This is a genomic window from Dermabacter sp. p3-SID358 (assembly GCF_025147465.1).
Taxonomy (GTDB): Bacteria; Actinomycetota; Actinomycetes; order Actinomycetales; family Dermabacteraceae; genus Dermabacter.
Genome location: NZ_JALXOZ010000009.1, coordinates 17,229 through 40,200 on the forward strand (window position 1 = coordinate 17,229; position 22,972 = coordinate 40,200).

The 22,972-nt window shown below is 62.5% G+C and carries 24 protein-coding genes; 15 read left to right on the forward strand and 9 right to left on the reverse strand.

From position 1 onward, the window contains the following. The first annotated feature begins 4 nt into the window (after positions 1–4). The 7 genes from map to rplQ all read left to right on the forward strand — a co-directional run bounded on the left by map (position 5) and on the right by rplQ (position 4,122). On the forward strand, positions 5–865 hold the full coding sequence (gene map, locus M3B90_RS05510) for a type I methionyl aminopeptidase (protein WP_259889012.1): 861 nt from the start codon (positions 5–7) through the stop codon (positions 863–865). A 177-nt stretch (positions 866–1,042) separates the two neighbouring features. Continuing rightward, positions 1,043–1,264, forward strand: a complete 222-nt coding sequence (gene infA, locus M3B90_RS05515; RefSeq protein WP_016664050.1) for a translation initiation factor IF-1 — start codon at positions 1,043–1,045, stop codon at positions 1,262–1,264. Positions 1,265–1,339: 75 nt separating this feature from the next. Then, a complete protein-coding gene (rpmJ, locus tag M3B90_RS05520; protein ID WP_016664051.1) occupies positions 1,340–1,453 on the forward strand; it encodes a 50S ribosomal protein L36 in 114 nt (37 codons plus the stop codon). 171 nt (positions 1,454–1,624) lie between these two features. Next, positions 1,625–2,002, forward strand: coding sequence for a 30S ribosomal protein S13 (gene rpsM / locus M3B90_RS05525; protein ID WP_259889013.1), 378 nt, complete (start codon positions 1,625–1,627; stop codon positions 2,000–2,002). A 77-nt stretch (positions 2,003–2,079) separates the two neighbouring features. After that, positions 2,080–2,487 (forward strand): 30S ribosomal protein S11, encoded by a 408-nt coding sequence (gene rpsK / locus M3B90_RS05530; protein ID WP_016664053.1) that lies wholly within the window; start codon positions 2,080–2,082, stop codon positions 2,485–2,487. Between the two features lie 96 nt (positions 2,488–2,583). Next, positions 2,584–3,585 carry a DNA-directed RNA polymerase subunit alpha gene (locus M3B90_RS05535; protein WP_259889014.1) on the forward strand — a complete coding sequence of 334 codons (1,002 nt, stop codon included), beginning with the start codon at positions 2,584–2,586 and terminating at the stop codon, positions 3,583–3,585. 30 nt (positions 3,586–3,615) lie between these two features. After that, positions 3,616–4,122, forward strand: coding sequence for a 50S ribosomal protein L17 (gene rplQ, locus M3B90_RS05540; RefSeq protein WP_259889015.1), 507 nt, complete (start codon positions 3,616–3,618; stop codon positions 4,120–4,122). A 136-nt stretch (positions 4,123–4,258) separates the two neighbouring features. Here rplQ and M3B90_RS05545 read toward each other — a convergent pair whose 3' ends face one another. Together M3B90_RS05545 and purL are read right to left on the reverse strand one after the other, a co-directional pair. Further along, on the reverse strand, positions 4,259–6,562 hold the full coding sequence (locus tag M3B90_RS05545; protein ID WP_259889016.1) for an N-acetylmuramoyl-L-alanine amidase: 2,304 nt from the start codon (positions 6,560–6,562) through the stop codon (positions 4,259–4,261). A 100-nt stretch (positions 6,563–6,662) separates the two neighbouring features. After that, positions 6,663–8,957 carry a phosphoribosylformylglycinamidine synthase subunit PurL gene (purL, locus tag M3B90_RS05550; RefSeq protein ID WP_259889017.1) on the reverse strand — a complete coding sequence of 765 codons (2,295 nt, stop codon included), beginning with the start codon at positions 8,955–8,957 and terminating at the stop codon, positions 6,663–6,665. A gap of 88 nt (positions 8,958–9,045) precedes the next feature. Here purL and M3B90_RS05555 point away from each other — a divergent pair, with 88 nt between their 5' ends. From M3B90_RS05555 to M3B90_RS05570, 4 genes are all read left to right on the forward strand, one after another. Continuing rightward, positions 9,046–9,981, forward strand: a complete 936-nt coding sequence (locus M3B90_RS05555) for a MaoC/PaaZ C-terminal domain-containing protein (RefSeq protein WP_259889018.1) — start codon at positions 9,046–9,048, stop codon at positions 9,979–9,981. A 134-nt stretch (positions 9,982–10,115) separates the two neighbouring features. Beyond that, complete coding sequence (locus M3B90_RS05560) at positions 10,116–10,403, forward strand: FmdB family zinc ribbon protein (protein WP_259889019.1); 288 nt, start codon at positions 10,116–10,118, stop codon at positions 10,401–10,403. A 36-nt stretch (positions 10,404–10,439) separates the two neighbouring features. Further along, on the forward strand, positions 10,440–11,696 hold the full coding sequence (gene fmdA, locus M3B90_RS05565) for a formamidase (protein WP_259889020.1): 1,257 nt from the start codon (positions 10,440–10,442) through the stop codon (positions 11,694–11,696). An 84-nt stretch (positions 11,697–11,780) separates the two neighbouring features. Beyond that, the gene (locus tag M3B90_RS05570) at positions 11,781–12,935 is read left to right on the forward strand and encodes a class I SAM-dependent methyltransferase (protein WP_259889021.1); all 1,155 of its coding nucleotides are present in this window, start codon (positions 11,781–11,783) and stop codon (positions 12,933–12,935) included. A 20-nt stretch (positions 12,936–12,955) separates the two neighbouring features. Here M3B90_RS05570 and purQ read toward each other — a convergent pair whose 3' ends face one another. Then, positions 12,956–13,684, reverse strand: a complete 729-nt coding sequence (gene purQ, locus M3B90_RS05575) for a phosphoribosylformylglycinamidine synthase subunit PurQ (RefSeq protein WP_259889022.1) — start codon at positions 13,682–13,684, stop codon at positions 12,956–12,958. After that, entirely contained in the window at positions 13,684–13,941 is a 258-nt protein-coding gene (gene purS / locus M3B90_RS05580) for a phosphoribosylformylglycinamidine synthase subunit PurS (RefSeq protein ID WP_259889023.1), read from the reverse strand. The genes purQ and purS overlap by 1 nt, the downstream gene beginning before the upstream one ends. A gap of 117 nt (positions 13,942–14,058) precedes the next feature. Here purS and M3B90_RS05585 point away from each other — a divergent pair, with 117 nt between their 5' ends. Then, positions 14,059–14,778 carry an MBL fold metallo-hydrolase gene (locus M3B90_RS05585; protein ID WP_259889024.1) on the forward strand — a complete coding sequence of 240 codons (720 nt, stop codon included), beginning with the start codon at positions 14,059–14,061 and terminating at the stop codon, positions 14,776–14,778. A gap of 15 nt (positions 14,779–14,793) precedes the next feature. On the opposite strand, the gene pflA is transcribed toward M3B90_RS05585, so the two are convergent. The 5 genes from pflA to purD all read right to left on the reverse strand — a co-directional run bounded on the left by pflA (position 14,794) and on the right by purD (position 20,667). Continuing rightward, positions 14,794–15,660, reverse strand: a complete 867-nt coding sequence (pflA, locus tag M3B90_RS05590) for a pyruvate formate-lyase-activating protein (RefSeq protein ID WP_259889025.1) — start codon at positions 15,658–15,660, stop codon at positions 14,794–14,796. Positions 15,661–15,824: 164 nt separating this feature from the next. Next, the gene (gene grcA2 / locus M3B90_RS05595) at positions 15,825–16,076 is read right to left on the reverse strand and encodes an autonomous glycyl radical cofactor GrcA2 (protein ID WP_259889026.1); all 252 of its coding nucleotides are present in this window, start codon (positions 16,074–16,076) and stop codon (positions 15,825–15,827) included. 99 nt (positions 16,077–16,175) lie between these two features. Continuing rightward, positions 16,176–18,293, reverse strand: a complete 2,118-nt coding sequence (locus tag M3B90_RS05600) for a pyruvate formate lyase family protein (RefSeq protein ID WP_259889028.1) — start codon at positions 18,291–18,293, stop codon at positions 16,176–16,178. Positions 18,294–18,451: 158 nt separating this feature from the next. Beyond that, positions 18,452–19,366 carry a phosphoribosylaminoimidazolesuccinocarboxamide synthase gene (locus tag M3B90_RS05605; RefSeq protein ID WP_259889029.1) on the reverse strand — a complete coding sequence of 305 codons (915 nt, stop codon included), beginning with the start codon at positions 19,364–19,366 and terminating at the stop codon, positions 18,452–18,454. After that, complete coding sequence (gene purD / locus M3B90_RS05610; protein ID WP_259889030.1) at positions 19,363–20,667, reverse strand: phosphoribosylamine--glycine ligase; 1,305 nt, start codon at positions 20,665–20,667, stop codon at positions 19,363–19,365. The genes M3B90_RS05605 and purD overlap by 4 nt, the downstream gene beginning before the upstream one ends. Positions 20,668–20,702: 35 nt before the next feature. Here purD and truA point away from each other — a divergent pair, with 35 nt between their 5' ends. From truA to rpsI, 3 genes are all read left to right on the forward strand, one after another. Beyond that, a complete protein-coding gene (gene truA / locus M3B90_RS05615; RefSeq protein ID WP_259889031.1) occupies positions 20,703–21,608 on the forward strand; it encodes a tRNA pseudouridine(38-40) synthase TruA in 906 nt (301 codons plus the stop codon). Between the two features lie 353 nt (positions 21,609–21,961). Further along, on the forward strand, positions 21,962–22,405 hold the full coding sequence (gene rplM, locus M3B90_RS05620; protein ID WP_259889032.1) for a 50S ribosomal protein L13: 444 nt from the start codon (positions 21,962–21,964) through the stop codon (positions 22,403–22,405). A 44-nt stretch (positions 22,406–22,449) separates the two neighbouring features. After that, a complete protein-coding gene (gene rpsI / locus M3B90_RS05625; protein ID WP_311199944.1) occupies positions 22,450–22,941 on the forward strand; it encodes a 30S ribosomal protein S9 in 492 nt (163 codons plus the stop codon). The last annotated feature ends 31 nt before the right edge of the window (positions 22,942–22,972 follow it).

Genomic DNA, 22,972 nt, shown 5'->3' on the forward strand with positions numbered 1-22,972 from the left:
GCGAATGTCGTTTCGCCGTAAGCCCCGCGTGAGCCTGAAAACGCCCGAGCAATTCGGGGTGATGCGCCGCGCGGGGCTTCTGCTTGCGCGAATCCACGACGAAATCGAAGACCGTCTCCGCGAGGGGATGACGACCGCGGACATCGATCAGATTTCCCGCGGCATCATCGATGGCGCGGGCGCGAGGTCCAACTTCCTTGGGTACCACGGGTTTCCAGCTACGGTATGCGTGAGCGTGAATGAGGAAATTGTTCACGGCATTCCCGGCACGCGTGTGATCCGAGAAGGTGACGTCGTGAGCGTGGACGCCGGCTGTATCGTGGGAGGCTGGCATTCCGACGCCGCCCGCACGCACATCGTGGGGAGAGCGAAGAGCGATGCCGATCGCGAGCTCGTGGATGTCACTCACGAGGCCATGTGGGAAGGTATCGCCGCTCTCGCAAAAGCGACGCGCGTGGGCGAAATTGGAGCTGCGATCGAAGACTACGTTGCAGAGCGCGCAGGGGAGAGGATCCAGCACCTCGAGGAATTCGGTGGGCACGGCATCGGTCGGGCCATGCACGAGCCGCCCGATGTGATGAACTTCCGCACCCGTGATCGCGGCCCAAAGATCATGCCCGGTATGGCGCTTTGTATCGAGCCGATGCTGATCCAAAACGATGGAGAGTTTGAGATTCTCGACGACGATTGGACCGTTGTGGCAACAAAGGGTGGACGCGCGGCTCACTTCGAACATTCGGTAGCTGTGACCGAATCGGGCATTTTCGTCCTCAGTGCGGTTGACGGAGGCAAAGCCGAACTTGAAAAGCGCGGCATTGAGGTGGCGCAGGAGCCGTCGGATTCCCATACCGCCACCGGAAGGTGAGCGAACCCACGCGCAAAGCCACTTATCTCGGCACCCTCGCGCGTGTACGATAGACAACCGAGTGTGTTTTTGGGCTACCGCCGTTAATTCGAGCGGTTCGCTGCCCGCGAAAGCACGCGCTCGAAGGTAGCACATGCGAAACCAGACCCCGCTCGGGGCAGAGGGACAGTAGAGACTATGGCGAAAAAAGACGGCGTGATCGAAGTCGAGGGCACCGTGACCGAAGCGCTTGCAAACGCGCGCTTCCGCGTTGAGCTGGACAACGGCCACAAAGTACTCGCTCATATCTCGGGCAAGATGCGCCAGCACTACATCAGGATTCTCCCTGAGGATCGCGTCGTGGTGGAGCTCAGCCCGTACGACCTTGAAAAGGGCCGCATCGTTTACCGATACAAGTAGGCCGGACCGCGCACGCGGTCAGCTATGCTCTCACGCCTTCAAGGGCCGAGAGCAGATCAACTGTAGAAGGGCATCATGAAGGTTTACCCCAGCGTGAAGCGCATCTGTGACAACTGCAGGGTGATTCGTCGCCACTCGCGTGTCATGGTTATCTGCACGAACCCGCGCCACAAGCAGCGGCAGGGCTGAGTGCATCGCCTCCCAGCAGGAGGCAACCCGCGGCACATGCCGCACCTTATAAGTAAAGAGACAGCATGAACCTCATCTCGAGGATCACCCGCGGGCCAGGGGCCGCGGCGCACCCTACACACGGGAGCGGCATGCTGGATCAGGCCCCTGAGAAAAGTAGGAGAACTGCTCATGGCACGTCTCGTTGGCGTTGACCTCCCGCGCGAAAAGCGCCTGGAAGTCGCCTTGACGTACATTTACGGCGTGGGTCGCACCCGCGCAATTGAAGCTCTCAACGCTACCGGCGTTGACGGCAACCAGCGCGTCCACCAGGTTTCCGATGAGGACCTCGTGAAGCTGCGCGACTACATCGAAGAAAACTACCAGGTCGAAGGTGACCTGCGACGCGAGGTCGCAGCAGACATTCGCCGCAAGATCGAGATTGGCTCGTATGCCGGCATTCGTCACCGCCGTGGTCTTCCGGTTCGCGGTCAGCGCACCAAGACCAATGCCCGCACCCGCAAGGGCCCGAAGCGTACCGTGGCCGCCAAGAAGAAGGCCACTCGCTGAGCCGCAGTTACTCCACGGGCAGCGCAGTGCGCTGACCCGTATCGATCACCTTTCACGAACTCAAGGAGTTTTGGCATATGCCTCCCAAGTCACGACAGGCCGCTGCGGCGCGTAAGCCACGCCGCAAAGACAAGAAGAACGTCGTTAACGGCCAAGCACACATCAAGAGCACCTTCAACAACACCATCGTGTCGATCACTGACCCGAGCGGTGCTGTGATCTCGTGGGCGTCCTCGGGCCAGGTTGGGTTCAAGGGCTCGCGCAAGTCCACGCCCTACGCGGCGCAGATGGCTGCCGAAGCTGCTGCTCGCCGCGCCCAGGAGCATGGCCTCAAGAAGGTTGACGTCTTTGTCAAGGGCCCGGGCTCGGGCCGCGAGACCGCGATCCGTTCGCTCACCGCAGCGGGTCTCGAGGTCGGTTCGATTCAGGACGTCACCCCGCAGCCCCACAACGGCGTTCGCCCGCCGAAGCGTCGTCGCAACTGAGCATTGCTCGGGTGCGCGAAACGATAACCGTCATCCATCAGTGTCGTACCGCCACCGCGAACGTCATATAGCGGACGTTCCAAGAAAGGACACAACGTGCTCATTGCACAGCGCCCCACGCTGACCGAAGAGGTCGTTTCTGACTACCGTTCACGGTTCGTCATCGAGCCTCTCGAGCCGGGCTTCGGCTACACGCTCGGTAACTCGCTGCGCCGCACACTGCTCTCGTCCATCCCGGGCGCAGCAGTGACGTCGATCCGCATCGATGGCGTTCTTCACGAATTCTCGACCGTTCCTGGCGTGAAAGAAGACGTCACCGAGCTCATCCTGAACATCAAGAACCTCGTGGTGTCGTCAGAGAACGACGAGCCGGTCGTCATGTACCTGCGCAAGGAGGGAGAGGGCGTCGTGACCGCCGCCGATATTACCCCTCCGGCAGGCGTCGAGATCCACAACCCTGATCTTCACATCGCTACCCTCAACTCGAAGGGTCGCCTCGAGGTCGAGCTGATCGTTGAGCGTGGCCGCGGCTACGTTTCGGCTCAACAGAACAAGGGAGCCGAGAGCGAGATTGGCCGTATTCCGGTTGATTCGATCTATTCGCCCGTTCTCAAGGTGACCTACAAGGTTGAGGCCACTCGTGTGGAGCAACGCACTGACTTCGATCGACTCATCATTGATGTCGAAACGAAGCAGGCGATTGCTCCTCGCGATGCGATTGCTTCGGCTGGCAAGACCCTCGTGGAGCTCTTCGGCCTCGCTCAGGAGCTCAACCAGGAAGCCGAGGGAATTGAGATCGGCCCTTCGCCGACCGACCAGGCACTTGCCGCAGACCTTGCGCTTCCGATCAACGACCTCAACCTCACGGTTCGTTCGTACAACTGCCTCATGCGCGAGGGTGTATACACCGTTGGTGAACTCACCAACCGCTCGGAGGCGGATTTGCTCGACATCCGCAATTTCGGCCAGAAGTCTATTGACGAGGTCAAGGCGAAGCTCGCAGAGCTCGGTCTCTCGCTCAAGGATTCCCCTGCCGGTTTTGATCCTTCTTCTGTTCTTGACTCGTACGGCGACGACGAGTTCGGCGAGCAGTTCTGATTTCCATCTTTTTCTTCGAGGAGAAACAACATGCCTGCACCCACTAAGGGCGCTCGACTCGGCTCGTCCCCGGCTCACGAGAAAGCTATTCTCGCGAACCTCGCGACCGCCCTGTTCGAGCACGGTGCCATCACCACGACGCACACTCGCGCGAAGCGCGTTCAGCCCCTCGCTGAGCGTCTCATCACTCAGGCCAAGAAGGGCGATCTTGCGAACCGCCGCCGCGTGATGCAGACGCTCAAGACCAAGGAAGCTGCGCATCTTCTCATGACTGAGATCGCCCCGAAGTTTTCGGAGCGTCCAGGCGGTTACACCCGCATCACTAAGCTCGAGAACCGCAAGGGCGACAACGCCCCCATGGCGCTCCTCGAGCTTGTTGAGGAAGAGTACTCGCCGAAGCAGGCAGTCGTGAAGGAAGCTGAAGGCGCAGCCAAGGCTTCCGCCAAGGCCGAGGAGGCTCCCGCTGAGGAGACCAAGGTTGAAGAGACCGCTGCCGAGGACACCACCGAAGAGGTCACGGACAACACCGAGGCCTGATCCCCGGCTCCTCTCCGCATAGAGCAGCGGCCCGATCCCCTGTGAAGGGGTGTCGGGCCGCTTTCTCTATTGGAGACGTCAGTCGGGTTTTTCGGTGCGGCTATTGAACAGCCGAAAAATTCGTTGGTTGCTCGTCTTAGTGACGTCGAGTGAAGATGACCGAACGCCTCTTCGGATCCCAGATGAGGCGCCCGCCCTGGAAATCCTGGACGGTGCGCCCGAGGGAGTCCTTGAACTCGTCTGTTGTTGGGTAGCCGAGGGTGCTTCGTTCCCCACCTCGTTGGAGCCAGTAGGTCTTGAAACCGTCTTTGATAATGTGAGCCCCGGTCGCGCGCGACCAATACACGCGTTGGCCGTTCTCGAAGGCTTGATAGGCGCCACCCTTCACAACGATTTCATCGGTCGTGGGGTATCCGAGACTTCCGCGTTCGAGATTCTCGCGCACGTAAACGCTATATATTGCGTAGTGTACTCCGAACGTTTTTCTATTCCTTGCGTCGTGAAGCACAATCCCATTTTGGAAGACTTGCGAGCTTCCGCCGCCCTTAAGTCCTGTGCGAAGATCACGGGTAGGGTATTTCAGAGAGCTGTTCTCGGCGCCGACCTTGTTCCAGTAGTTCAGGATTGGCCCGGTCATCATGATGGCCCCGGTCTTGCGGGACCAGACGATTTGGCCGTTCTGGAACGACTGCGCCGCCCCACCGTTAAGAATGCGTTCACGGCTCGTGGGGAATCCGAGCTGGGAACTCGTGGCGCCAAGGGAATTCCATTTGTCGCCAATGGCGTATCGCGTGTCGTAGGCGCCGGTTGTTCGGCTCCACGTAATGGTAGAACGGGCAAATTTTTGTTGGCTCCCGCCGTGCACGGGGTATTCCGCTCCTCGCGGGGCACCAAATTCCGCTGCGCCACCGTTGCGCACATAGAAAGCACCGATCGCGCCGGTGACGCCTTCGGCTGAAGGAGGGGTCGTGTTCTTCTGCGGCGTGAACGCCACTTTGCCATTGGCGCGTGATGCGGTGCCGTTTTCGAACCGCTGGCGGGTGCTGCTTCCGTTCTCCATGGGGCGGCCCCAAGCTGGCTGCCAGTCGTGCGAGAAGCTGCTCCTGTGCGCGGTTGTGCGCCCGCCCGCCGTGATGATTAAGCCGCTCGTGAGGCGCGTGACGTCAAAGCTGCCTTCGCGGCGACGAACGTGGGTGACGGTGCCGAAAGTGCTGCGCCCGCCGCCATTCACGAAAGCACGTGAGTGCTCGGGGTACCGGTTCTTGTATTCCGTGAGCTTTTGCTGCACGCGTTTGCGAAGTTCGGGAAGCTGGCGATAGTACCGATCGCCCGGGCAATCGGTGTAGTTGACGTCGCGGTGCGCGAAAAGATGCGGTAAGGAGAAGGTGCCCGTGCGCTTGACGCGGGAGATATTCACCGTCCATTCCTTGCTTCCGTAGACGTCTTGCGTGAACGTGCTTCCGAGTTTCCAAGCAGCGACGGTCGCAATCGCGTTAAGGGCGGCGGAGGGGACGGAAATGTTCATGTAGTCGCCCATGACGGAGATGCCGCACGAGCCGGTGTTGAAGCCGCGCGCGTGTGCACCGGCAACATTCCGGTGGAGTCCGCCGCTGCGCCCTTCGAAGATCTGGCCGTATTTGTCGACCACAATGTTGTAGCCGAGATCTGCCCACCCGAGCGTGGCCGTGTGATACGAGAACATTCCACGTACGACTTGCGGGCTTTGCGCTTTTGTGTAGTTGTTGGAGCCACCGGTGTGGTGGATGCAGATCGCCTTGAGTTCCTTCGCGTAGCTGAGCCGCGACGCGCTTACCGATCCGGCGTTCCATTCTTTGCGGGTGATAAACGTTGGAGCACCAGTGCCAGGCGTGACGGTCGCGGGGAGGATTCGCGTAATACCGGTACCGCCGCCGCTCGAGGCGAGGCGCACGTCGCTGCCCGCCTCCGATGTGGTGATGAGGTGTGCGGTGAGCTGATTGGAGATATCTTTCCCATTACGGAAGGCGCGAACGTTGACCGCGCTCGAGGGGCCGAGCCAGACGGCGTCGGTCGCGTTTTCGGCGATGTCCGTCAAGATTTCAGCGCTGAGCCAATCGCCCCATTCGCCCGTGTTGAGATCTTGGCCCTGGAATTCGACCGCGTCGGGGGCTTCGACGTCCTCCGGCCACGTGGCTGCGGCCATGGTGATGTATCCGGCGACTTGCTTGGCGGAGCTGCCGTCGAGCTCAGGGTTCTTTTCCGAAGCGCCCTGTGTCTCGACCGAATTGGTGCGGGCGAGGTCGCGGTCGACTACGGCGGTATCGCCACCGCTCGGGGCGGGGCTGCCGTCGGCGAGGGCGAGGCCCATGCCGAGCGCGCCTACGCCGGCGACGGCGAGGGGAGTCACGGCGCCGATCTTGAGGAGGGCGCGACGATTGACGGGAGTTTTCGAAAAGTTCATGGGGGAAGTACTTTCGTAAATGGGGATTTCCGGCATCACCATAGCCCACGCAGCCTCTCTTTGTGAAGGTCAACGTGGGCTATGTGGCTTGCGTACGTGCTCAGGCGAGGTGCTCGGGGAGCGTGCGTGCGCGACGCTCGCGCAGCTCAGGGAGGGGGAAGGTTCCGACGCCTGCGAGATCCAAGACGTCTCCACCGCTTGTGCCCACGTGCACCACGGGAACCGAGGCGCTTTGTGCGAGCTCCTCGAAACCGGGGGCGTCCTCGGGGCGTATCGCAACGAGAGCGCGGGCGTGTGATTCGGAAACGAGCGTGGTGAAGGAGTCAACGCCGTCTCGTTCCATTATCGGCGCAAGATCGATTGTGGCACCAATGCCGAATCGAGTCGCCGATTCGACGAGCGATTGAAAGAGGCCGCCTTCGCTCAGATCGTGGCTCGCGCGCGCGAGGCCCTTTTCTGCGGCACCGATGAGTACCGAAGCGAGGGCCTTTTCGTTCTTGAGCGACACGCGCGGGGGTGTGCCACCAAGGTGGGAGTGGATGGCGTCGGCCCATGCCGAACCCGAAAGCTCCTCGCGGGTTTCGCCGAGGAGGTAGATCGCGAGACCCGCTTCGTGCCAGCCGGAGGGCACGCGCGCAGCGACATCGTCAAAGACCCCGAGAACGCCGACGACGGGAGTCGGGTGAATCGCCGAGTTGAGGCGTCCGGGTTCGCCCGTGGAGTTGTAGAGCGAGACGTTGCCGCCTGTGACGGGGACCTCGAGCTCTTGGCAGGCGTCGGCAAGCCCCGTGATCGCTTCGACGAATTGCCACATGCGATCGGGGTCTTCAGGCGAGCCGAAGTTGAGGCAATCGGTAACGGCGAGCGGGCGCGCGCCCGTTGTCGCGACGTTGCGATAGGCCTCGGCGAGGGCGGCGCGAGCACCTTCACGCGGGTTCAGCATGGTGAAGCGGCCGTTGCCGTCTGTCGCGATAGCGATGCCGCGGCCGGTTTTTTCATCGATGCGGAGCACGCCGGCGTCATCGGGCATGGCGAGTGCGGTGTTGCCGCCGACGTAGCGATCGTACTGGTCGGTGACCCACGCGGCGCTCGCAAGGTTTGGAGAAGTCGTGAGGGCCCAAAGCTGGTCCACGAGTTCTTCAGGGCTCGAGGGGTGCGAGAGGTCTTCGGCGCGGTCTGCTTCGAGGTTGTCCTGCCATGCGGGGCGCGCGTAGGGGCGATCGTACGTGGGGCCTTCGTGCGCGACGGTCCTCGGGTCGACGTCGACAATCCGCTTGCCGTAATGGTCGATCGTGAGCCGGCCCTCACCCGTAACATCACCGATGACGGCGGCTTCGACTCCCCATTTCTCGGTGATCGAAAGGAAGTCCTCGAGATTCTCCGGGCTGACGACGGCCATCATTCGCTCTTGCGATTCGCTCATGAGAATCTCGCCGGCGGTGAGAGTCGGGTCACGAAGCAGGACGTTTTCGAGGTCGATGTGCATGCCGGAGTCGCCGTTGGAGGCGAGTTCACTCGTGGCGCACGAAATACCTGCGGCGCCGAGATCCTGGATGCCCTCCACGATCTTTTTCGCAAAGAGCTCGAGGCAGCATTCGATAAGGAGCTTCTCCATGAACGGGTCGCCGACCTGGACGCTCGGGCGTTTGGCGGGGCCCTCATCCTCGAACGTTTCGGAGGCGAGGATTGATGCGCCGCCGATGCCGTCACCGCCCGTGCGCGCACCGAACAGGACAACCTTGTTCCCGGTGCCGGTGGCGGAGGCGAGATGGATATCCTCGTGGCGCAGCACGCCAACGGCGAGAGCATTCACAAGCGGGTTTGTTTGGTAGGCGGGATCGAAAACAGTTTCGCCACCGATATTGGGTAAACCGAGGCTGTTGCCATAACCCCCAACGCCGGCGACGACTCCTTGAGCAACGCGCGCCGTGTCGGGGTGGTCGATCGCACCGAAGCGAAGCTGGTCCATGACGGCGACGGGGCGGGCGCCCATCGAGATGATGTCGCGGACGATCCCGCCCACACCGGTTGCGGCACCCTGGTAGGGCTCGACGTAGCTCGGGTGGTTGTGCGATTCGACTTTGAATGTCACGGCCCAACCGTCGCCGATGTCGACAACGCCGGCGTTCTCACCAATGCCCACGAGGAGATTTTCCTTCATCGCGGCGGTTTGCTTGTGGCCGAATTGCTTGAGGTGGATTTTCGAGGATTTGTACGAGCAATGCTCCGACCACATGACGGAGTACATTGCGAGTTCGGCATTTGTGGGGCGGCGGCCGAGGATGTCGCGGATCTTTCCGTATTCCGCCTCTTTGAGACCGAGCTCGGCCCACGGCTGGATCTCGTTTGGCGTCTCACGTGCCCGTTCGATGGTGTCTGGCTCGTGGGTGTTCATGCTCGCGGCTGTCCTCCGTGTCGGTTGTTCGCAGCACCTTGTATTTTACGACGTCGCGCGAGAGAGCGGGGAATGAAAGAGTAGGAGTATGCCGTCCACGACGAAGACACTCGCGCGCGTCCCAAGCGCGGCTGCCGCATGGGCGGCAATTCTTACGCGTGCGCCCGTTGCGCGCTCCGAGGCGTTTGCCGACCTTCGCTACATCGTGCGCGGGGTGCGCGTTGATCGGGCACGCGCGATGCGCTACTCGCGGCTCGTCGCCCCGAAACGTCAAGAGCCGTGGCCGGAAGCGAGCTTCACTCATCCCGGTTTTGTTCACGCTCTCGCACAGCCGCTTGGTCTTTCTCTCATGGCTCGCCCGCGCTTTCCGCTGCCAGCCCTCGGACTCGTTCATGTCAAGAATTCACTCCTCGTGCACAGGCCGGTGCGCGTGGGGGAGAAGATTGACATTGAAACGCGCGTAGGCTCCCTTGGCAGCACGCCAAAGGGACGCACGTGCGAGGTAGTTTCGGTGATCTCGCGCGGTGGGGAAATCCTTGCGACGGATGTCTCAACTTATCTCTTGCGGGGCTCCGCTGATACCGGCAACCAGCGCGATTCGGAGGTGGCCGAGCATTACCCTCTTGCCACCAACGCGCCGCGATCACGGTGGAGGCTTTCCGCGGGCACGGGGCGCGAGTTCGCACGCGCAAGTGGGGACGTCCACCCGGTCCATGTGAGCGCCCTCAGCGCTCGTGCGCTTGGAGCGCCGGGGCCGCTCGCTCACGGCATGCTCTTGGGCTCTCGCGCCCTGAGCGAGATTCGCCCGAGCGTGAGTACGCCGCTCCTGTGGGAGCTTGAGTTCCCCTCGCTTCCGCCCCTACCCGCAACCGTGTGGGTGCGCTACGAGCGTGAGACTCGACGAGGAGAACCGGCGGGCGAAAAAGTCACCTTTTCGGGGTTCAATTTTCACGGTCCGACGCCCGCTGACCGCACGGCGCACCTCAGTTTTTTCGGTTGTGTCAGCTCGCTCATCGCGGCGTAAGGAGCGCTGTGAGTGCCCCGGGTGTTCAGGAGATCTCAGGAACGCTGATGAGCTGCGAGTTAGTGTGAAAGCGCAGAAAAGACGAGGGGCGGTGCAGCAGGTGTACCGCCCGAAGGTGCGGACGAAGGAGCGCCATGCCCCTGTACGAGTTCCGTTGCGGTGAAGGTCACCTCAGCGAAGCCCTGCTACCCATGAGCAGTACAACTCGAGAACGCCAGTGCCCCGAGTGCGAGAACCCCGCGAAGCGCCTCGTGAGCGCGCCCGCGCTGCGTTCACTCAACCCGGCACTGACGAACGCGATCGATTCGGCGAATAAGAGCGCTTATGAGCCCCAGGTTCATTCGTCGCTTCCCACGTCGCCTGGCGCTAAGCCCACCCCCGTGTCGCACGATCCGCGCCATCGTGCACTTCCGCGTCCCTGACGCCCTCGGGTAGGCGAGCAAAGGAGCACATACTCAATGCCTAAGAATCTTTTCCCGCTTGACTCCACGAAATCGTTTAAAGACCAGGACATCGTTGGCCACAACCGCTGGCACCCGGATATTCCCGCGGCCGTGACGGTGAACCCGGGCGACACGTTCCGTATCGACTGCCGCGAGTGGTTCGACGGCGACATTAAGAACGACGACAGCGCCCAGGACATCCTCGAGGCTCCCGTGAGCAAGGTCCACGCTCTATCGGGCCCGTTCCACATCAAGGGTGCGAAGCCCGGCGACCTTCTCATCGTGGACATCCTCGACGTCGGCCCGATCCCGCAGGAAGACGAGGGGCCACTCGCGGGTCAGGGCTGGGGCTACACCGGCATTTTCGCGAAGAACAACGGTGGTAGCTTCCTCGTGGATCAGTTCCCGGATGCGTACAAGGCCGTGTGGGACTTCAACGGTCAGACCGCAACGTCGCGTCACGTACCGGGCGTGTCCTTTACAGGCCTCATCCATCCGGGCCTCATGGGTACCGCGCCCTCGCACGAACTGCTCAAGAAGTGGAATGACCGCGAGGCCGCCCTTATCGCGACCGACCCCAATCGCCTGCCCCCGCTCGCGCTTCCGCCCGAGCCGAAGGATGCCGTTCTCGGCACCCTTACCGGAGCCGACTACGACCGTGTTGCGGCTGAAGGCGCACGCACCGCCCCGCCGCGTGAGAACGGTGGCAACCAGGACATCAAGAACCTTTCGAAGGGTACGCGCGTGTTCTATCCCGTATACGTGGACGGCGCGCACTTCTCGGTTGGCGACCTGCACTTCTCGCAAGGCGACGGCGAAATCACCTTCTGCGGTGGCATCGAGATGTCCGGCTTTATCGACGTGCACGTCGATGTCATCCCCGGTGGCATGGATAAGTACAACGTCAAGGAAAACGCGATCTTCATGCCCGGCAATGTGGAGCCTCGCTACAGCGAGTGGATCTCCTTCTCGGGCACGTCCGTCACGCTCGACGGCGAACAGCGCTACCTCGATTCGCAGCTCGCCTACCAGCGTGCATGCCTCCACGCGATTGACTACCTCACGACCTTCGGCTGGAGCCCCGAGCAGGTATTCCTCATGCTTGGCGCCGCACCGATTGAGGGCCGCTTCTCGGGCGTCGTAGACATCCCGAACTCGTGCGCAACGGTGTACATCCCGACCGCAATCTTCGACATCGACGTGCGCCCCGGTGCGGGTGACGTTCCGAAGATCGATCCGGGCATCGGCGCGCCGCGCGCAGCAAACGCCTAGCATCAACGCATTGCACCGCCGAGGGCGGGAGGAGGTTCGAAAGGATCGACTCCCGCCCTCGCGCGATGTCGTAGGCTCGAAGCCATGACCTTCGCACTTGAGGAGAATGCCGACGCGCTCGAGCGTCTCATCGCCCACGACGTCGCCGAGCATGCAGAAGACGCGGCGGGTGACATCCTCGTGCTCGACGATCGCTCGGGTGCGCTCACGGGGTGGGCGACTGCGAAAGCGGGGGAGCGCTCGCGGGTCTTTGTGCGCACCGTCTCGCTCGCTCACGCGGCAACGGTACGCTCAGCTGTGCGGCGGCGCGGGGAGTCCGACGCTCGCCTACTCATCGCCGGTGAAGATTCCCCTAAGCTCGACCTCGGCTCATTCCTCGCTGAGCACGAGTTCCGCGGAAGCCTCGCGCTTGGGCGGCTGCCAAAGTCTCTCGCGGCTCTCGAGGAAAACGCGCGCTTTCTCGCGAAACACGTGAGCAGGGCTAAGACCGAGATGGCACTCGTGTTAGGCGGCGCCACGAAGCACATGACGCGCTCGATGAACGATGCTCTCGCCGCAGGTTTTGCTGACGTTCACGGTCTTCGAGGTAAGGGAAAGTTCCGGTGCCTCAAGGCGTCGATGCCGCGCGCATCTGTAGAAGCGCTTGGCCCGCGCGAGACCCCGTGGGGCGGGGGCCGGATCACCGCATTCGGCGGTGTGTTCTCCGGCGCGAAGCCCGACCGCGGGGGAGAGAGCCTCGCGCGCGCAGCGTCGGCGTGGATGACGAATCTTTCCTCACTCGGGCGGGGCGCAGCCCGAGTGCTTGACCTCGGCTGTGGAAACGGGATGCTCTCGCTTGCCCTAAGCGAGAGAGCATCGCTCAGTGGCTTCGAGCTCTCACTCACGGCAACGGATATCGACCTCGATGCGGTGCGATCCACCCGGGCGACTCTCGCGCCCTACATCGATCGGCCGGGGATCGATGTGCGAGTCACGTGGGACGATGCGGCTGCCCGGCAACCGTCGGAATCATGTGACCTTGTTCTGCTCAATCCGCCGTTCCACGACGGCACGCGCGTGGACGCGACCCTCGTTGAGCCTTTGATTGAAGCGGCGCATCGCATTCTCGAGCCTGGCGGACAGCTGCTCCTCGTGCATAACTCGCACTTGCGCTATCGCGCCTTGCTCGAGCGTCGTTTTGCCGCGACCCGTGAGGTGAGTCGCGACCGCACGTTCACTGTTCTCAGCGCGACGAAGTAGCGATTGAGCGTGCTTATTCCTTAGTCGAGGATCGAGGTCATCACGGAGGTGAAGAATCCGAGGCCATCGACCCCCGTGCGTGTTCCTTCACCGGGAGCATCCGGGCCGAATCCTGCTTCAACAGCGTGCTCGGGGTGCGGCATGAGCCCCACAACATTGCCGTATTTGTTCGTAACGCCAGCAATCCCGCGGTAGGAACCGTTGGGGTTGTCCTCGAAACCGATAGGACCACCTGCGGCGCCCTCGGCATATCGGAACACCACGCGGTTTTCGGCCTCGAGCTCGTCGAGGGTTTTTTCATCCGCGACGTAGAGCCCATCCTGGTTTTTGAGCGGAACCGTGATGACCTGCCCTTGCTCGTACGCGGTTGTCCACGCGGTGCGATTGTTCTCCACCCGGAGAGGCTGATCGCGGCACACGAATGTGCGGTGCGCGTTCTTAATCATCGAGCCTGGAAGGAGGTGGGTCTCGGTGAGAATCTGAAAGCCGTTGCAAATACCAAGGACGGGCATCCCTCCCTTAGCGGCGTCGACAACACGGTCCATGATCGGAGCGAAGCGCGAGATTGCGCCCGCGCGAAGGTAGTCGCCGTAGCTGAAGCCACCGGGCAAAATCACCGCGTCGACGTCGCGCAAATCGTCGTCCGCATGCCAAAGGGATACGGGCTCCCCACCCGCGATCGTGACCGCGCGAAGAGCATCGCGGTCATCGAGAGTGCCGGGAAAGGTCACTACACCTATTGCGGGCATTAGGCTTGCTCCTCCTCGAGGCGCACCGAGACGACATCCTCGATCACGGGGTTCGAAAGGAGTTCGCCTGCGGCCTCGCGCACGCGTTCGAGGACCTCGTGCGTCACTTCACCCTCGATCTCGAGTTCGAAGCGCTTGCCCTGGCGAACCGAGGTGATGTGCTCAAAATCGAGCCTTCCGAGAGCGCCGAGAACGGCCTTTCCCTGAGGGTCAAGAATCTCGGGTTTTGGCATCACGTCGACGATGAGGCGGGGCATGTCATCTCCAGAAAACAATAGGCATGAATGTGTCGTCGAAAAATGCGCGATCCGCGCACCCCTCGATTCTACCGACCCGTGCGGCCTATGCTCATCTTTCGGCCCTACGGTGGCGGTATGGACATCACACACTTCGGCCACTCCGCTCTGCTCCTCAGTTACGCGGGGGAGGGAGGGGCCGACGCCTGCCGCATTCTCATCGACCCCGGAAACCTCAGCGATCCCCGAATTACGGAACTCATGGATCTCGACGCGATCGCGGTGAGTCATCAGCACCCCGACCACGCTCACCCGCCCTTCCTCGAACAACTCTTCGAGAACAACCCCGAGGCGACGATCATTCTCGAGCCTCAAACTGCGAGCGTGCTAAGCGGAGCCCCCGAGACCTCACGCTTCCGGGAAAGATTTACACCGCTCGCGCCCGGTGGGCGGGCAAGCGTCGGAACACTTCCCGTAACCGTGCGTGCAGTTGGCGGGGCCCACGCGACGATCCACCCCGCGATTCCACCCGTGGGAAACGTGGCTTTCATCGTTGAGGCCCCGGGAGAGCGGACTTTTGCGCACACGGGCGATTCCCTCGTCCCGCACCCCGATCTCATGGGAGTGGACGTACTGTCGTTCCCCGTCGTAGCGCCGTGGTCGAAGATGCAGGAAACGATCGACTTTCTGCGGATCGTGAAGCCCTCGGTGGCGATTCCCGTGCACGATCGCGTCGCATCCGGGCAAGGGCGTGCGATCTACCTCAAACAGTCGCGAGAGAACGCCCCCGAGGAATGCGAGGTGCGCGACTGGCCCGCGGATGCGGAGGCGGAGGATGGGCGCACCTTGCGGTTCTAGCGAATGCCTAGGGACTCAGTGAACCTCAAAGCCTCCGCGCGCACGGAACTGTTCGCGCACGCGTTCCACGAGCTCCTTCTCCGGCGGGCGAGTATCGCGCAACTTGTAGTCGAGACCGAGTGAATCCCACTTGTCCGTGCCCATCTGGTGGAAGGGGAGCACCTCGATGCGGCTCACGTTCGATCGCCAGCGCTCAACGATATCGGCAACCTTCTCGACATTGTCGTAGTCGTCAGTGAGGCCCGGAACAAGTACGAAGCGTGCCCACACCTCGATGCCCTTTTCATTTAATCGATCGCCAAAGTCGATCGTTGGCTGAAGATCGCGGCCGGTGGTGCGTTTATAGACCTCGGGATCGCCGCTTTTGACATCGAGAAGCACGAGGTCGACCGACTCGAGCAACTCATCCGAGGCGTTGCGGCCGAGAAAGCCGGATGTATCGATCGCGGTGTGAACACCCATGTCCTTTGCCGCCTCAAGGAGTCGCTTCGCAAAGGCCGGCTGCTGGAGCACCTCGCCGCCAGAAAGCGTGATGCCGCCACCCGAAGCCTTGAAAATGCGGCGGTAGCGCTTGGTTTTCGAGATCAGCTCGTCCGCAGTGACGTCCTGGCCGTTTTTTGCCTCGAAAGTGTCGGGGTTATGGCAGTACAGGCAGCGAAGTGGGCAGCCGCTAAAGAAGATCGTGAGGCGCGTGCCGGGGCCATCGACGGCCGTGACGAGTTCCCAGGAATGAATGGAGGCGAGCTCACCCTCCCGCACGGCCTGGAGGCGATCAGGGCGTTCAAGATGCGTTTCTTCGAGTCCTTCAATCCCGGCGCCTTGGCGCCTCTTATGAAGCGGAAGGTCAACCTGGCTGATGCTCGTGCCCTGGGACTCGGTCATGGATCGCCTCTCGTCAAAGTCGTGGCGGGCGCTCGGCTGTGGATGCCACGAGCCGGGTTGGTCGCCCTAAAGAGTTGGGCCCGGAAACCGGAGCTTCCAGGCCCAACAGGTGAACGCTTCGATGCGCCTCATTATTGCGCATCACGCGTGCGAAGGAGTGTGTCTCAGGCGCCCTGGTGGAAGGTGCGGTTGAGAACGTCGAGCTGCTGCTCGCGCGTGAGCTTCACGAAGTTCACGGCGTAGCCCGAAACGCGAACCGTGAGGTTCGGGTAGTTCTCGGGGTTCTCCATAGCGTCGACAAGGGTGTCCTTGTTGAGCACGTTGATGTTCGCGTGGTAGAGGCCCGATTCCATGTTGTTCGCTGCGCGATTGGTCTTCATGGACTGAAGGCGCTCATCGAAAGTCTTGACTGCCATTGTTCTCTCCTCAATCGAAGTGATGAAAATGTGGGGTGAAAATCGGTCGAGCCCGAGGGGCTCGCGCCCGACCGATTCGGTTGGTGGGGATTCAGACGATCAGTCTTCGTCGTCCATGATGAAGCCCGAGTCGAGAATGCCGACCAGGTTCTTGACCTGCTCGTCCTTCGTGCGACCGAGGCCCTGCGGGGTGATCGTGTTGGTCAGCGAGATACCGTCCAGCGCGTCGTTGTAGTCGAGCTTGCCAACGGAAAGCATCGAGGCCACCATGCCGTGGCTGTCCATGCCGTTTTCAGGGTTGGCGCCCGGTGCGAAAGGCGTGCCTTTCTCGTGACCCGAGGGGAAGGAACCGGTTGCCTTGCCGTAAACGACGTTCGACGTAATCGTGAGGACCGACTGGGTCGGGATCGCGTCACGGTACATCGGGATCGCCTTGATCTTCGACATGATCGTGTGCACCACGGTCGCAGCGATGTCATCGGCACGGTCATCGTCGTTACCGTAGATCGGGAAGTCGCCTTCGGTGCGGTAGTCAACCACGAGCCCCGATTCGTCGCGGATCGGGTAGACCTTGGCGTATCTGATCGCGGAGAGCGAGTCCGCAACGATCGACAGGCCAGCGATGCCGCAGCCCATCGTGCGAACGATGTCCGAGTCGTGCAGAGCCATCTCGATCGCTTCATACGCGTACTTGTCGTGGCTGTAGTGGATGATGTTGAGCGCCTCGACATAGGTGCCCACGACCCAGTCGAGCATTTCTTCGTACTTCTGCCAGACCTCGTCGAAGTCGAGCGGGCCGTCGCCCTGGATGGGCTCGAAGAGTCCTGCCTCCGTGACCTGCTTGCCGCTCATCTCGTCGCGGCCGCCGTTGATCGCGTACAGAAGAGCCTTTGCCGAATTCACGCGAGCGCCAAAGAACTGCATCTGCTTGCCGACCTTCATCGGGGAGACACAGCATGCGATCGCTGCGTCGTCGCCCCAGCGGTTACGGATCTGCTCGTCGGACTCGTACTGAACCGAGCTGGTCTCGATCGAGATTGCCGAGCAGAAGTCCTTGTAGCCCTGCGGGAGCATGGGATCCCAGAAGATCGTGATGTTCGGCTCGGGGGCCGGGCCGAGGTTACGTAGGGTCTGGAGCAGGCGGAACGAGGTCTTCGTGACGAGCGTGCGGCCGTCTTCGCCAATACCGGCGTCGGACCAGGTTGCCCAGTAGGGATCGCCCGAGAAGATCTGGTCGTAGTCGATCGTGCGGAGGAATCGCACGATGCGGAGCTTGATGACGAGGGCGTCGATGAGCTCCTGCGCATCGGTCTCGGTGATGCGGCCTTCCTGAAGGTCGCGCTCGATGTAGGCATCGAGGAACGGGGAGAGGCGGCCGATCGACATGGCGGCGCCGTCCTGGCTCTTGACCGAGGCGAGGTAGGCCATGTACACCCACTGCACGGCCTCCTGTGCGGTCGCGGCGGGGCGGCGAAGGTCGAGGCCGTAAGACTCGCCAAGCGTCACGAGCTTGTTGAGAGCCTTGATCTGCTCGGCGTGCTCCTCGCGGAAACGAGCCCAGTGCTCGCTGAACGGCTGATCCGAAACGGCGTCCTTTGCGGCCTTCTTCTCGGCGATCAGGAAGTCAGCGCCGTAGAGAGCGAGGCGGCGGTAGTCGCCGATGATGCGGCCGCGGCCGTAGGCATCGGGAAGACCGGTGATGATGTGCGAGCTACGCGCCGCGCGGATGCGCGGGGTGTAGATGTCGAACACGCCATCATTGTGGGTCTTGCGGTACTTGGTAAAGATCTTCTTGATCTCGGGGTTCGGCTCCTTGCCGGCTTCCTTGATCGCGGTCTCGACCATGCGCCATCCACCAAACGGCATCATCGCGCGCTTGAGGGGAACGTCGGTCTGAAGGCCGACGATGACGTCGTCGTCCTCGCTGATGTAGCCAGCGGGGAAGGCGTCGATGTCAGCGGGAATATCGGTGTCGACGTCGTACACGCGGCGGCGGCGCTCCTCGGAGAGGTAGTTCTTCTCGAGGGTGTCCCACACGCGAAGCGTCTTCTCGGTTGCACCCGCAAGGAACTCGGCGTCGCCCTCGTAGGGGGTGTAGTTGAGCTGAATGAACTCGCGAACGTTGATGTTCTCGTTCCAGTCGCCGGCCTTGAAACCGCGCCACGGGTCGAGATTCTCGCCCTGGGCTCCGGCGTTCTTTTCTTCCACAGCAGTCATGAGAGCCTTCCTTCCATGGCGGGGGCTAAGCCGCATGCTCGTGAGGTGTGCTGGTAGTTAAACCGTAGGAGCGCGCCCTATATCTGTATGGGACCTAGAGCCCTCTCCGTGGCGTTGGTCACATGGTACGTCTCGGGGCGGGCAAGCGCCTGGGTGACCTAAAAGCGCTCGCCCGTGAGCCGTTCGTAGGCTTCGATGTATTTCGCCCGGGTTGATTCGACGACGGCGTCTGGGAGGGGTGGGGGTGCGACCTGGGATTTCTTGTCCCAGCCGCTTCCATAGGTGAGCCAATCGCGCACGAACTGCTTGTCGAAACTGGGTTGCGCACGCCCTGGTTCGTACTGGTCAGCAGCCCAAAAGCGCGACGAATCGGGCGTGAGAACTTCGTCACCCAGAACGATGTTTCGGGTGTGTCGCGAACGCCCAAACTCGAGCTTCGTGTCGGCGAGGATGATGCCACGCTCGCGGGCGAAACGCTCCGCCGAGCGGTACACGGCAACAGCGCGCTCCTCGAGTTCGTCGACAAGCTCGGATCCGAGCCGAATGCGGGCTTCCTCAACCGTGATGTTCTCGTCGTGTTCGCCCTGCTCGGCCTTCGTTGAAGGCGTGAAGAGCGCGGAGGGAAGCCGGGAACCGTCCACGAGGCCGTCGGGAAGTGCGTGGCCTCCTACCGCGCCGTCGCGGCGATAGTCCGCAAGACCCGAACCGGTGAGGTACCCGCGCACGACGCATTCGAGGGGAACCATGTCGAGCGCCTCGCATCTCAGGGCTCGGCCGCGAACCGAGTCAGGAACGTCGCTCGCACTGAGAACGTGGTTCTCCGTGACGCCCTCGAGGTGTTCGAACCACACTAGAGACAGCGCCGTGAGGATCCGCCCTTTGTCGGGGATGCCCGGGGTGAGCGCATGGTCGAATGCGCTAATGCGGTCGGTCGCGACGACAAGAACCTCGCTCGCGCTCTCGAGAGTGCTTCCATGTGGCACGTACAGCTCGCGCACCTTTCCGCTCAGGGCGTGATCCCAACCCTCAAATGTGGGTGCTTCCACGAGGGCGCCACCGTCATGAACACTCACAGCTGCGTCACCCTTTCGATCTCGCCGTGAGCGGCGCATTCGGCGATGTCTGTGCGGTAATGGGAGCCCTCGAGTAGCACGTGCGCGATGCTCGACTGTGCACGCACGCGGGCCTTGTCGAGTGTGTCTTCGCTGGCGACCACGCTGAGGACTCGGCCGCCACTGGAGCGGAGGGTGCCGTCGGAAGCGCGCGTTGTGCCCGCGTGAATCACCGCGCAGCCTTCCTCTTTGACCCGATCGAGACCCGTAATCTCGCGCCCGGTTTGAGCGGCGAGCGGATAGCCCTCGCTTGCGAGGACGACCGCGACCGAGCTGTCGGTGTGCCAACGCGCGGGCTCAGCTTCCGCGAGGCTCCCCGATGCTGCGGCATGCAAGAGCGTGCCGAGGTCGCTTTCGAGCCGGTCGAGCACGACGAGGGTTTCGGGATCGCCGAAACGCACATTGAACTCGATGACCTTGAGGCCCTCGCGTGTTGCAGCAAGACCGCAGAAAAGAAGGCCGGCGAAGGGGGTGCCTCGCTCGCGCATCGCGCGCACGACGGGTTCGGCAATCTTCTCGACTGTTGCGTGCATCGCGGCCGTCTCGTCGAGCCACGGGAGAGGAGAGTACGCACCCATGCCGCCCGTGTTCGGGCCCTCGTCGCCCTTGTAGGCGCGCTTGAAGTCCTGCGCAGGAACGAGTGGAACGACACGCTCGCCATCACTGACGCAAAACACCGAAAGTTCGGGCCCATCGAGGAACTCCTCGAGAACCACGCGTGAGTCGTGGGCGTCGCTCGCGAGACACGCGCGGGCGTGCTCGAGCGCCTCCTCCCGCGAGAGTGTCACGACGACCCCTTTTCCTGCGGCGAGGCCATCGGCCTTCACGACGTAGGGAACCTTCGCGCCCGGATTGATCTCGTCGAGTGCGCTCTCGAGAGCGGTCGGATCCGAAACGGTGATCGAGCGCGCCGTGGGGATGTCCGCGTCCTTCATCACACGCTTCGCGAAATCCTTCGAGCCCTCGAGTTCGGCTGCCGCCTTGGAGGGGCCGAACACGGTGAGGCCTGCCTCGCGCATCTCATCGGCGAGGCCCGCGACGAGTGGCGCTTCGGGGCCGATGACGACGAGGTCGATTCCGAGATCGCACGCGAGTGCCGTGAGGGCCGCGCTATCACCGAGAGAAACGTCGTGGATGGCCGCGTGGGCCTCCATGCCCGGATTGCCGGGGGCGGCGTGGAGATCGTGAGGGACGGAATCTTGGCTGAGGCGCCGCACGAGGGCGTGTTCACGCGCGCCGGTGCCCACTACGAGAATTTTCACGCCTTAACCCTAGCGGTTCCAGCTAGGCTTCTGGGGTGAACACCGAGCCCACAGCCCCCGACTCCTCGCTCGAGCAAGCGCCGCGCCTGCGAGTGCGCCTCGACCTCGCTTATGACGGAACCGACTTTAAGGGGTGGGGGATTCAGCCGGCGCTGCGCACAGTCCAGGGGGAGCTCGAGGCGGGGCTCGCAAAAATCGTTCGTGAGGATATTCGGGTCACGGTCGCCGGTCGCACCGACGCGGGTGTCCACGCGAGCGGCCAGGTCGTGCACGTCGACATTCCCCACGAGCGGTGGCAGCGAATGCCGGGCAGGAGTGATCGCTCGAGCGAGGACTCAATCGTCCAGCGCCTCGCCGCAGTTTTGCCCCGCGACATCGCCGTTCGGCGCGCGAGCGTCGTCAGTGAAGATTTTGATGCCCGCTTCAGCGCGCTTGCGCGCACCTACCGCTATCGCATTTGTGACGAGCATGCGCGGCGCGACCCCTTGCGCCGCGACGTCGCCTTCCACAAGCGCTCGCTCGACGCAGAGGCAATGAACACTGCCGCCCGTGCCCTCATCGGCGAGCATGACTTCCTGTCGTTCTGCAAGCCACGTGAAGACGCGACGACGATTCGCACTCTCCACGAGATCGCTTGGGAGCGGCCGGAAACCGGAAGGGATGCAGGGCTCGTGGTCGCAGTCGTCAAAGCCGACGCCTTCTGCCATCACATGGTCCGTTCGATCGTTGGTGCGAGCGTTGCCGTGGGGGAGGGGCGTCTCGATGCCGAATGGATGGCTGCTCTCGTGACGATTCCCCGGCGCGATGAAGCCGTAAGCGCCCCCATGTTTGCCCCCTCCGGTCTCACGCTCGAGAGGATTGAGTACCCCAAAGAGTCTGAGTGGGCGGCCCGTGCATCTCGAACGCGCGATAAACGCGGGGAACCGTTCACGCGCGGGTGAAGGTCCGACGGTTGCTGAGTGCCATCGCGGCCACAACGCGCAAATGTGAGGGAAAACAAGGGAGGGGCAGCCGTCGGACCGTTGCCCTTGCGGAGGATCCGGGCTAGAGTTGAGGGCTGTTGTGCCATAGATGCGCGCTCTGCCGCTGCCGCTTTCTCACGCTCGGCGCGAAGGGGCTCCTCACACGCATCTGAGCCTCACACCCGCCCCTAAACCCGGGTTACCGGCTCAGCACGGCATTTCTTGGTCATGCTTTAAACCAAAGGAAGCGTGTCCACGGTCCATTCGAACCGTGTTCTTGCGTGCCCAAAAATGGGTGTCGCGAGGCACTTAAACGAGAGAAGAAGGCACGAGTGCGTACGTTCACCCCGAAGCACGACGACGTCGAGCGTTCCTGGTACGTCATTGACGCAACTGATGTCGTCCTCGGCCGGCTCGCTTCCCACGCCGCTCAGCTCCTGCGCGGCAAGCACAAGCCGGTCTTCGCACCCCACGTGGATGCGGGCGACTTCGTCATCATCATCAACGCTGAGAAGGTTGCCCTCACGGGCAAGAAGCTCGAGCAGAAGCTCGCATACCGCCACTCGGGTTACCCGGGCGGCCTGCGCGCTACTCGGTACGCCGAGCTGCTCGAGAAGAACCCCGAGCGCGCGATCGAGAAGGCTGTCAAGGGCATGCTCCCGAAGAACAAGCTTGCCACCCAGCAGCTCAAGAAGCTCAAGGTGTACGCGGGTGCCGAGCACCCGCACCAGGCTCAGAAGCCGGTCCCGTTCACCATCGACCAGGTGGCGCAGTAACGGGCCCAGCCCGGCTACGCCGATACGAGATCTGAGGAAAACAAGTGGCAGAAACCACCCCCGAAGTTGAGGAGTTCGAAGGCGAAGCCTCGAACTACACCACCGAATCTACGAACGACGCGCCCGTTGGCAAGGGCTCGTCGATTTCCGCTCCCGGCTACGGCACCGGCCGCCGCAAGCAGGCTGTTGCCCGCGTGCGCCTCGTGCCCGGAACCGGAGAGTGGAAGGTCAACGGCCGCACCCTCGAGGAGTACTTCCCGAACAAGGTGCACCAGCAGGAAGTGAACGATCCGTTCAAGCTTCTTGACCTCCAGGGCCGCTTCGACGTTATTGCCCGTATCTCAGGCGGTGGCCCCTCGGGCCAGGCCGGTGCGCTGCGCCTTGGCGTGTCGCGCGCGCTCAACGAGATCGACTCCGAGTCGAACCGCCCGGCGCTCAAGAAGGCGGGCTTCCTCACGCGCGATGCCCGCGTCATCGAGCGTAAGAAGGCCGGCCTCAAGAAGGCCCGTAAGGCTCCGCAGTTCTCGAAGCGCTGATTCATCAGCCCTTTGCGCTGCAGTGAAGGCG

Bases quoted from the DNA above. Each gene is read 5' to 3' on its own strand.
- map (WP_259889012.1), top strand. From the start codon at position 5: ATGTCGTTTCGCCGTAAGCCCCGCGTGAGCCTGAAAACGCCCGAGCAA.
- infA (WP_016664050.1), top strand. From the start codon at position 1,043: ATGGCGAAAAAAGACGGCGTGATCGAAGTCGAGGGCACCGTGACCGAA.
- rpmJ (WP_016664051.1), top strand. From the start codon at position 1,340: ATGAAGGTTTACCCCAGCGTGAAGCGCATCTGTGACAACTGCAGGGTG.
- rpsM (WP_259889013.1), top strand. From the start codon at position 1,625: ATGGCACGTCTCGTTGGCGTTGACCTCCCGCGCGAAAAGCGCCTGGAA.
- rpsK (WP_016664053.1), top strand. From the start codon at position 2,080: ATGCCTCCCAAGTCACGACAGGCCGCTGCGGCGCGTAAGCCACGCCGC.
- rplQ (WP_259889015.1), top strand. From the start codon at position 3,616: ATGCCTGCACCCACTAAGGGCGCTCGACTCGGCTCGTCCCCGGCTCAC.
- M3B90_RS05545 (WP_259889016.1), bottom strand. From the start codon at position 6,562: ATGAACTTTTCGAAAACTCCCGTCAATCGTCGCGCCCTCCTCAAGATC.
- purL (WP_259889017.1), bottom strand. From the start codon at position 8,957: ATGAACACCCACGAGCCAGACACCATCGAACGGGCACGTGAGACGCCA.
- M3B90_RS05555 (WP_259889018.1), top strand. From the start codon at position 9,046: ATGCCGTCCACGACGAAGACACTCGCGCGCGTCCCAAGCGCGGCTGCC.
- M3B90_RS05560 (WP_259889019.1), top strand. From the start codon at position 10,116: ATGCCCCTGTACGAGTTCCGTTGCGGTGAAGGTCACCTCAGCGAAGCC.
- fmdA (WP_259889020.1), top strand. From the start codon at position 10,440: ATGCCTAAGAATCTTTTCCCGCTTGACTCCACGAAATCGTTTAAAGAC.
- M3B90_RS05570 (WP_259889021.1), top strand. From the start codon at position 11,781: ATGACCTTCGCACTTGAGGAGAATGCCGACGCGCTCGAGCGTCTCATC.
- purQ (WP_259889022.1), bottom strand. From the start codon at position 13,684: ATGCCCGCAATAGGTGTAGTGACCTTTCCCGGCACTCTCGATGACCGC.
- purS (WP_259889023.1), bottom strand. From the start codon at position 13,941: ATGCCCCGCCTCATCGTCGACGTGATGCCAAAACCCGAGATTCTTGAC.
- M3B90_RS05585 (WP_259889024.1), top strand. From the start codon at position 14,059: ATGGACATCACACACTTCGGCCACTCCGCTCTGCTCCTCAGTTACGCG.
- pflA (WP_259889025.1), bottom strand. From the start codon at position 15,660: ATGACCGAGTCCCAGGGCACGAGCATCAGCCAGGTTGACCTTCCGCTT.
- grcA2 (WP_259889026.1), bottom strand. From the start codon at position 16,076: ATGGCAGTCAAGACTTTCGATGAGCGCCTTCAGTCCATGAAGACCAAT.
- M3B90_RS05600 (WP_259889028.1), bottom strand. From the start codon at position 18,293: ATGACTGCTGTGGAAGAAAAGAACGCCGGAGCCCAGGGCGAGAATCTC.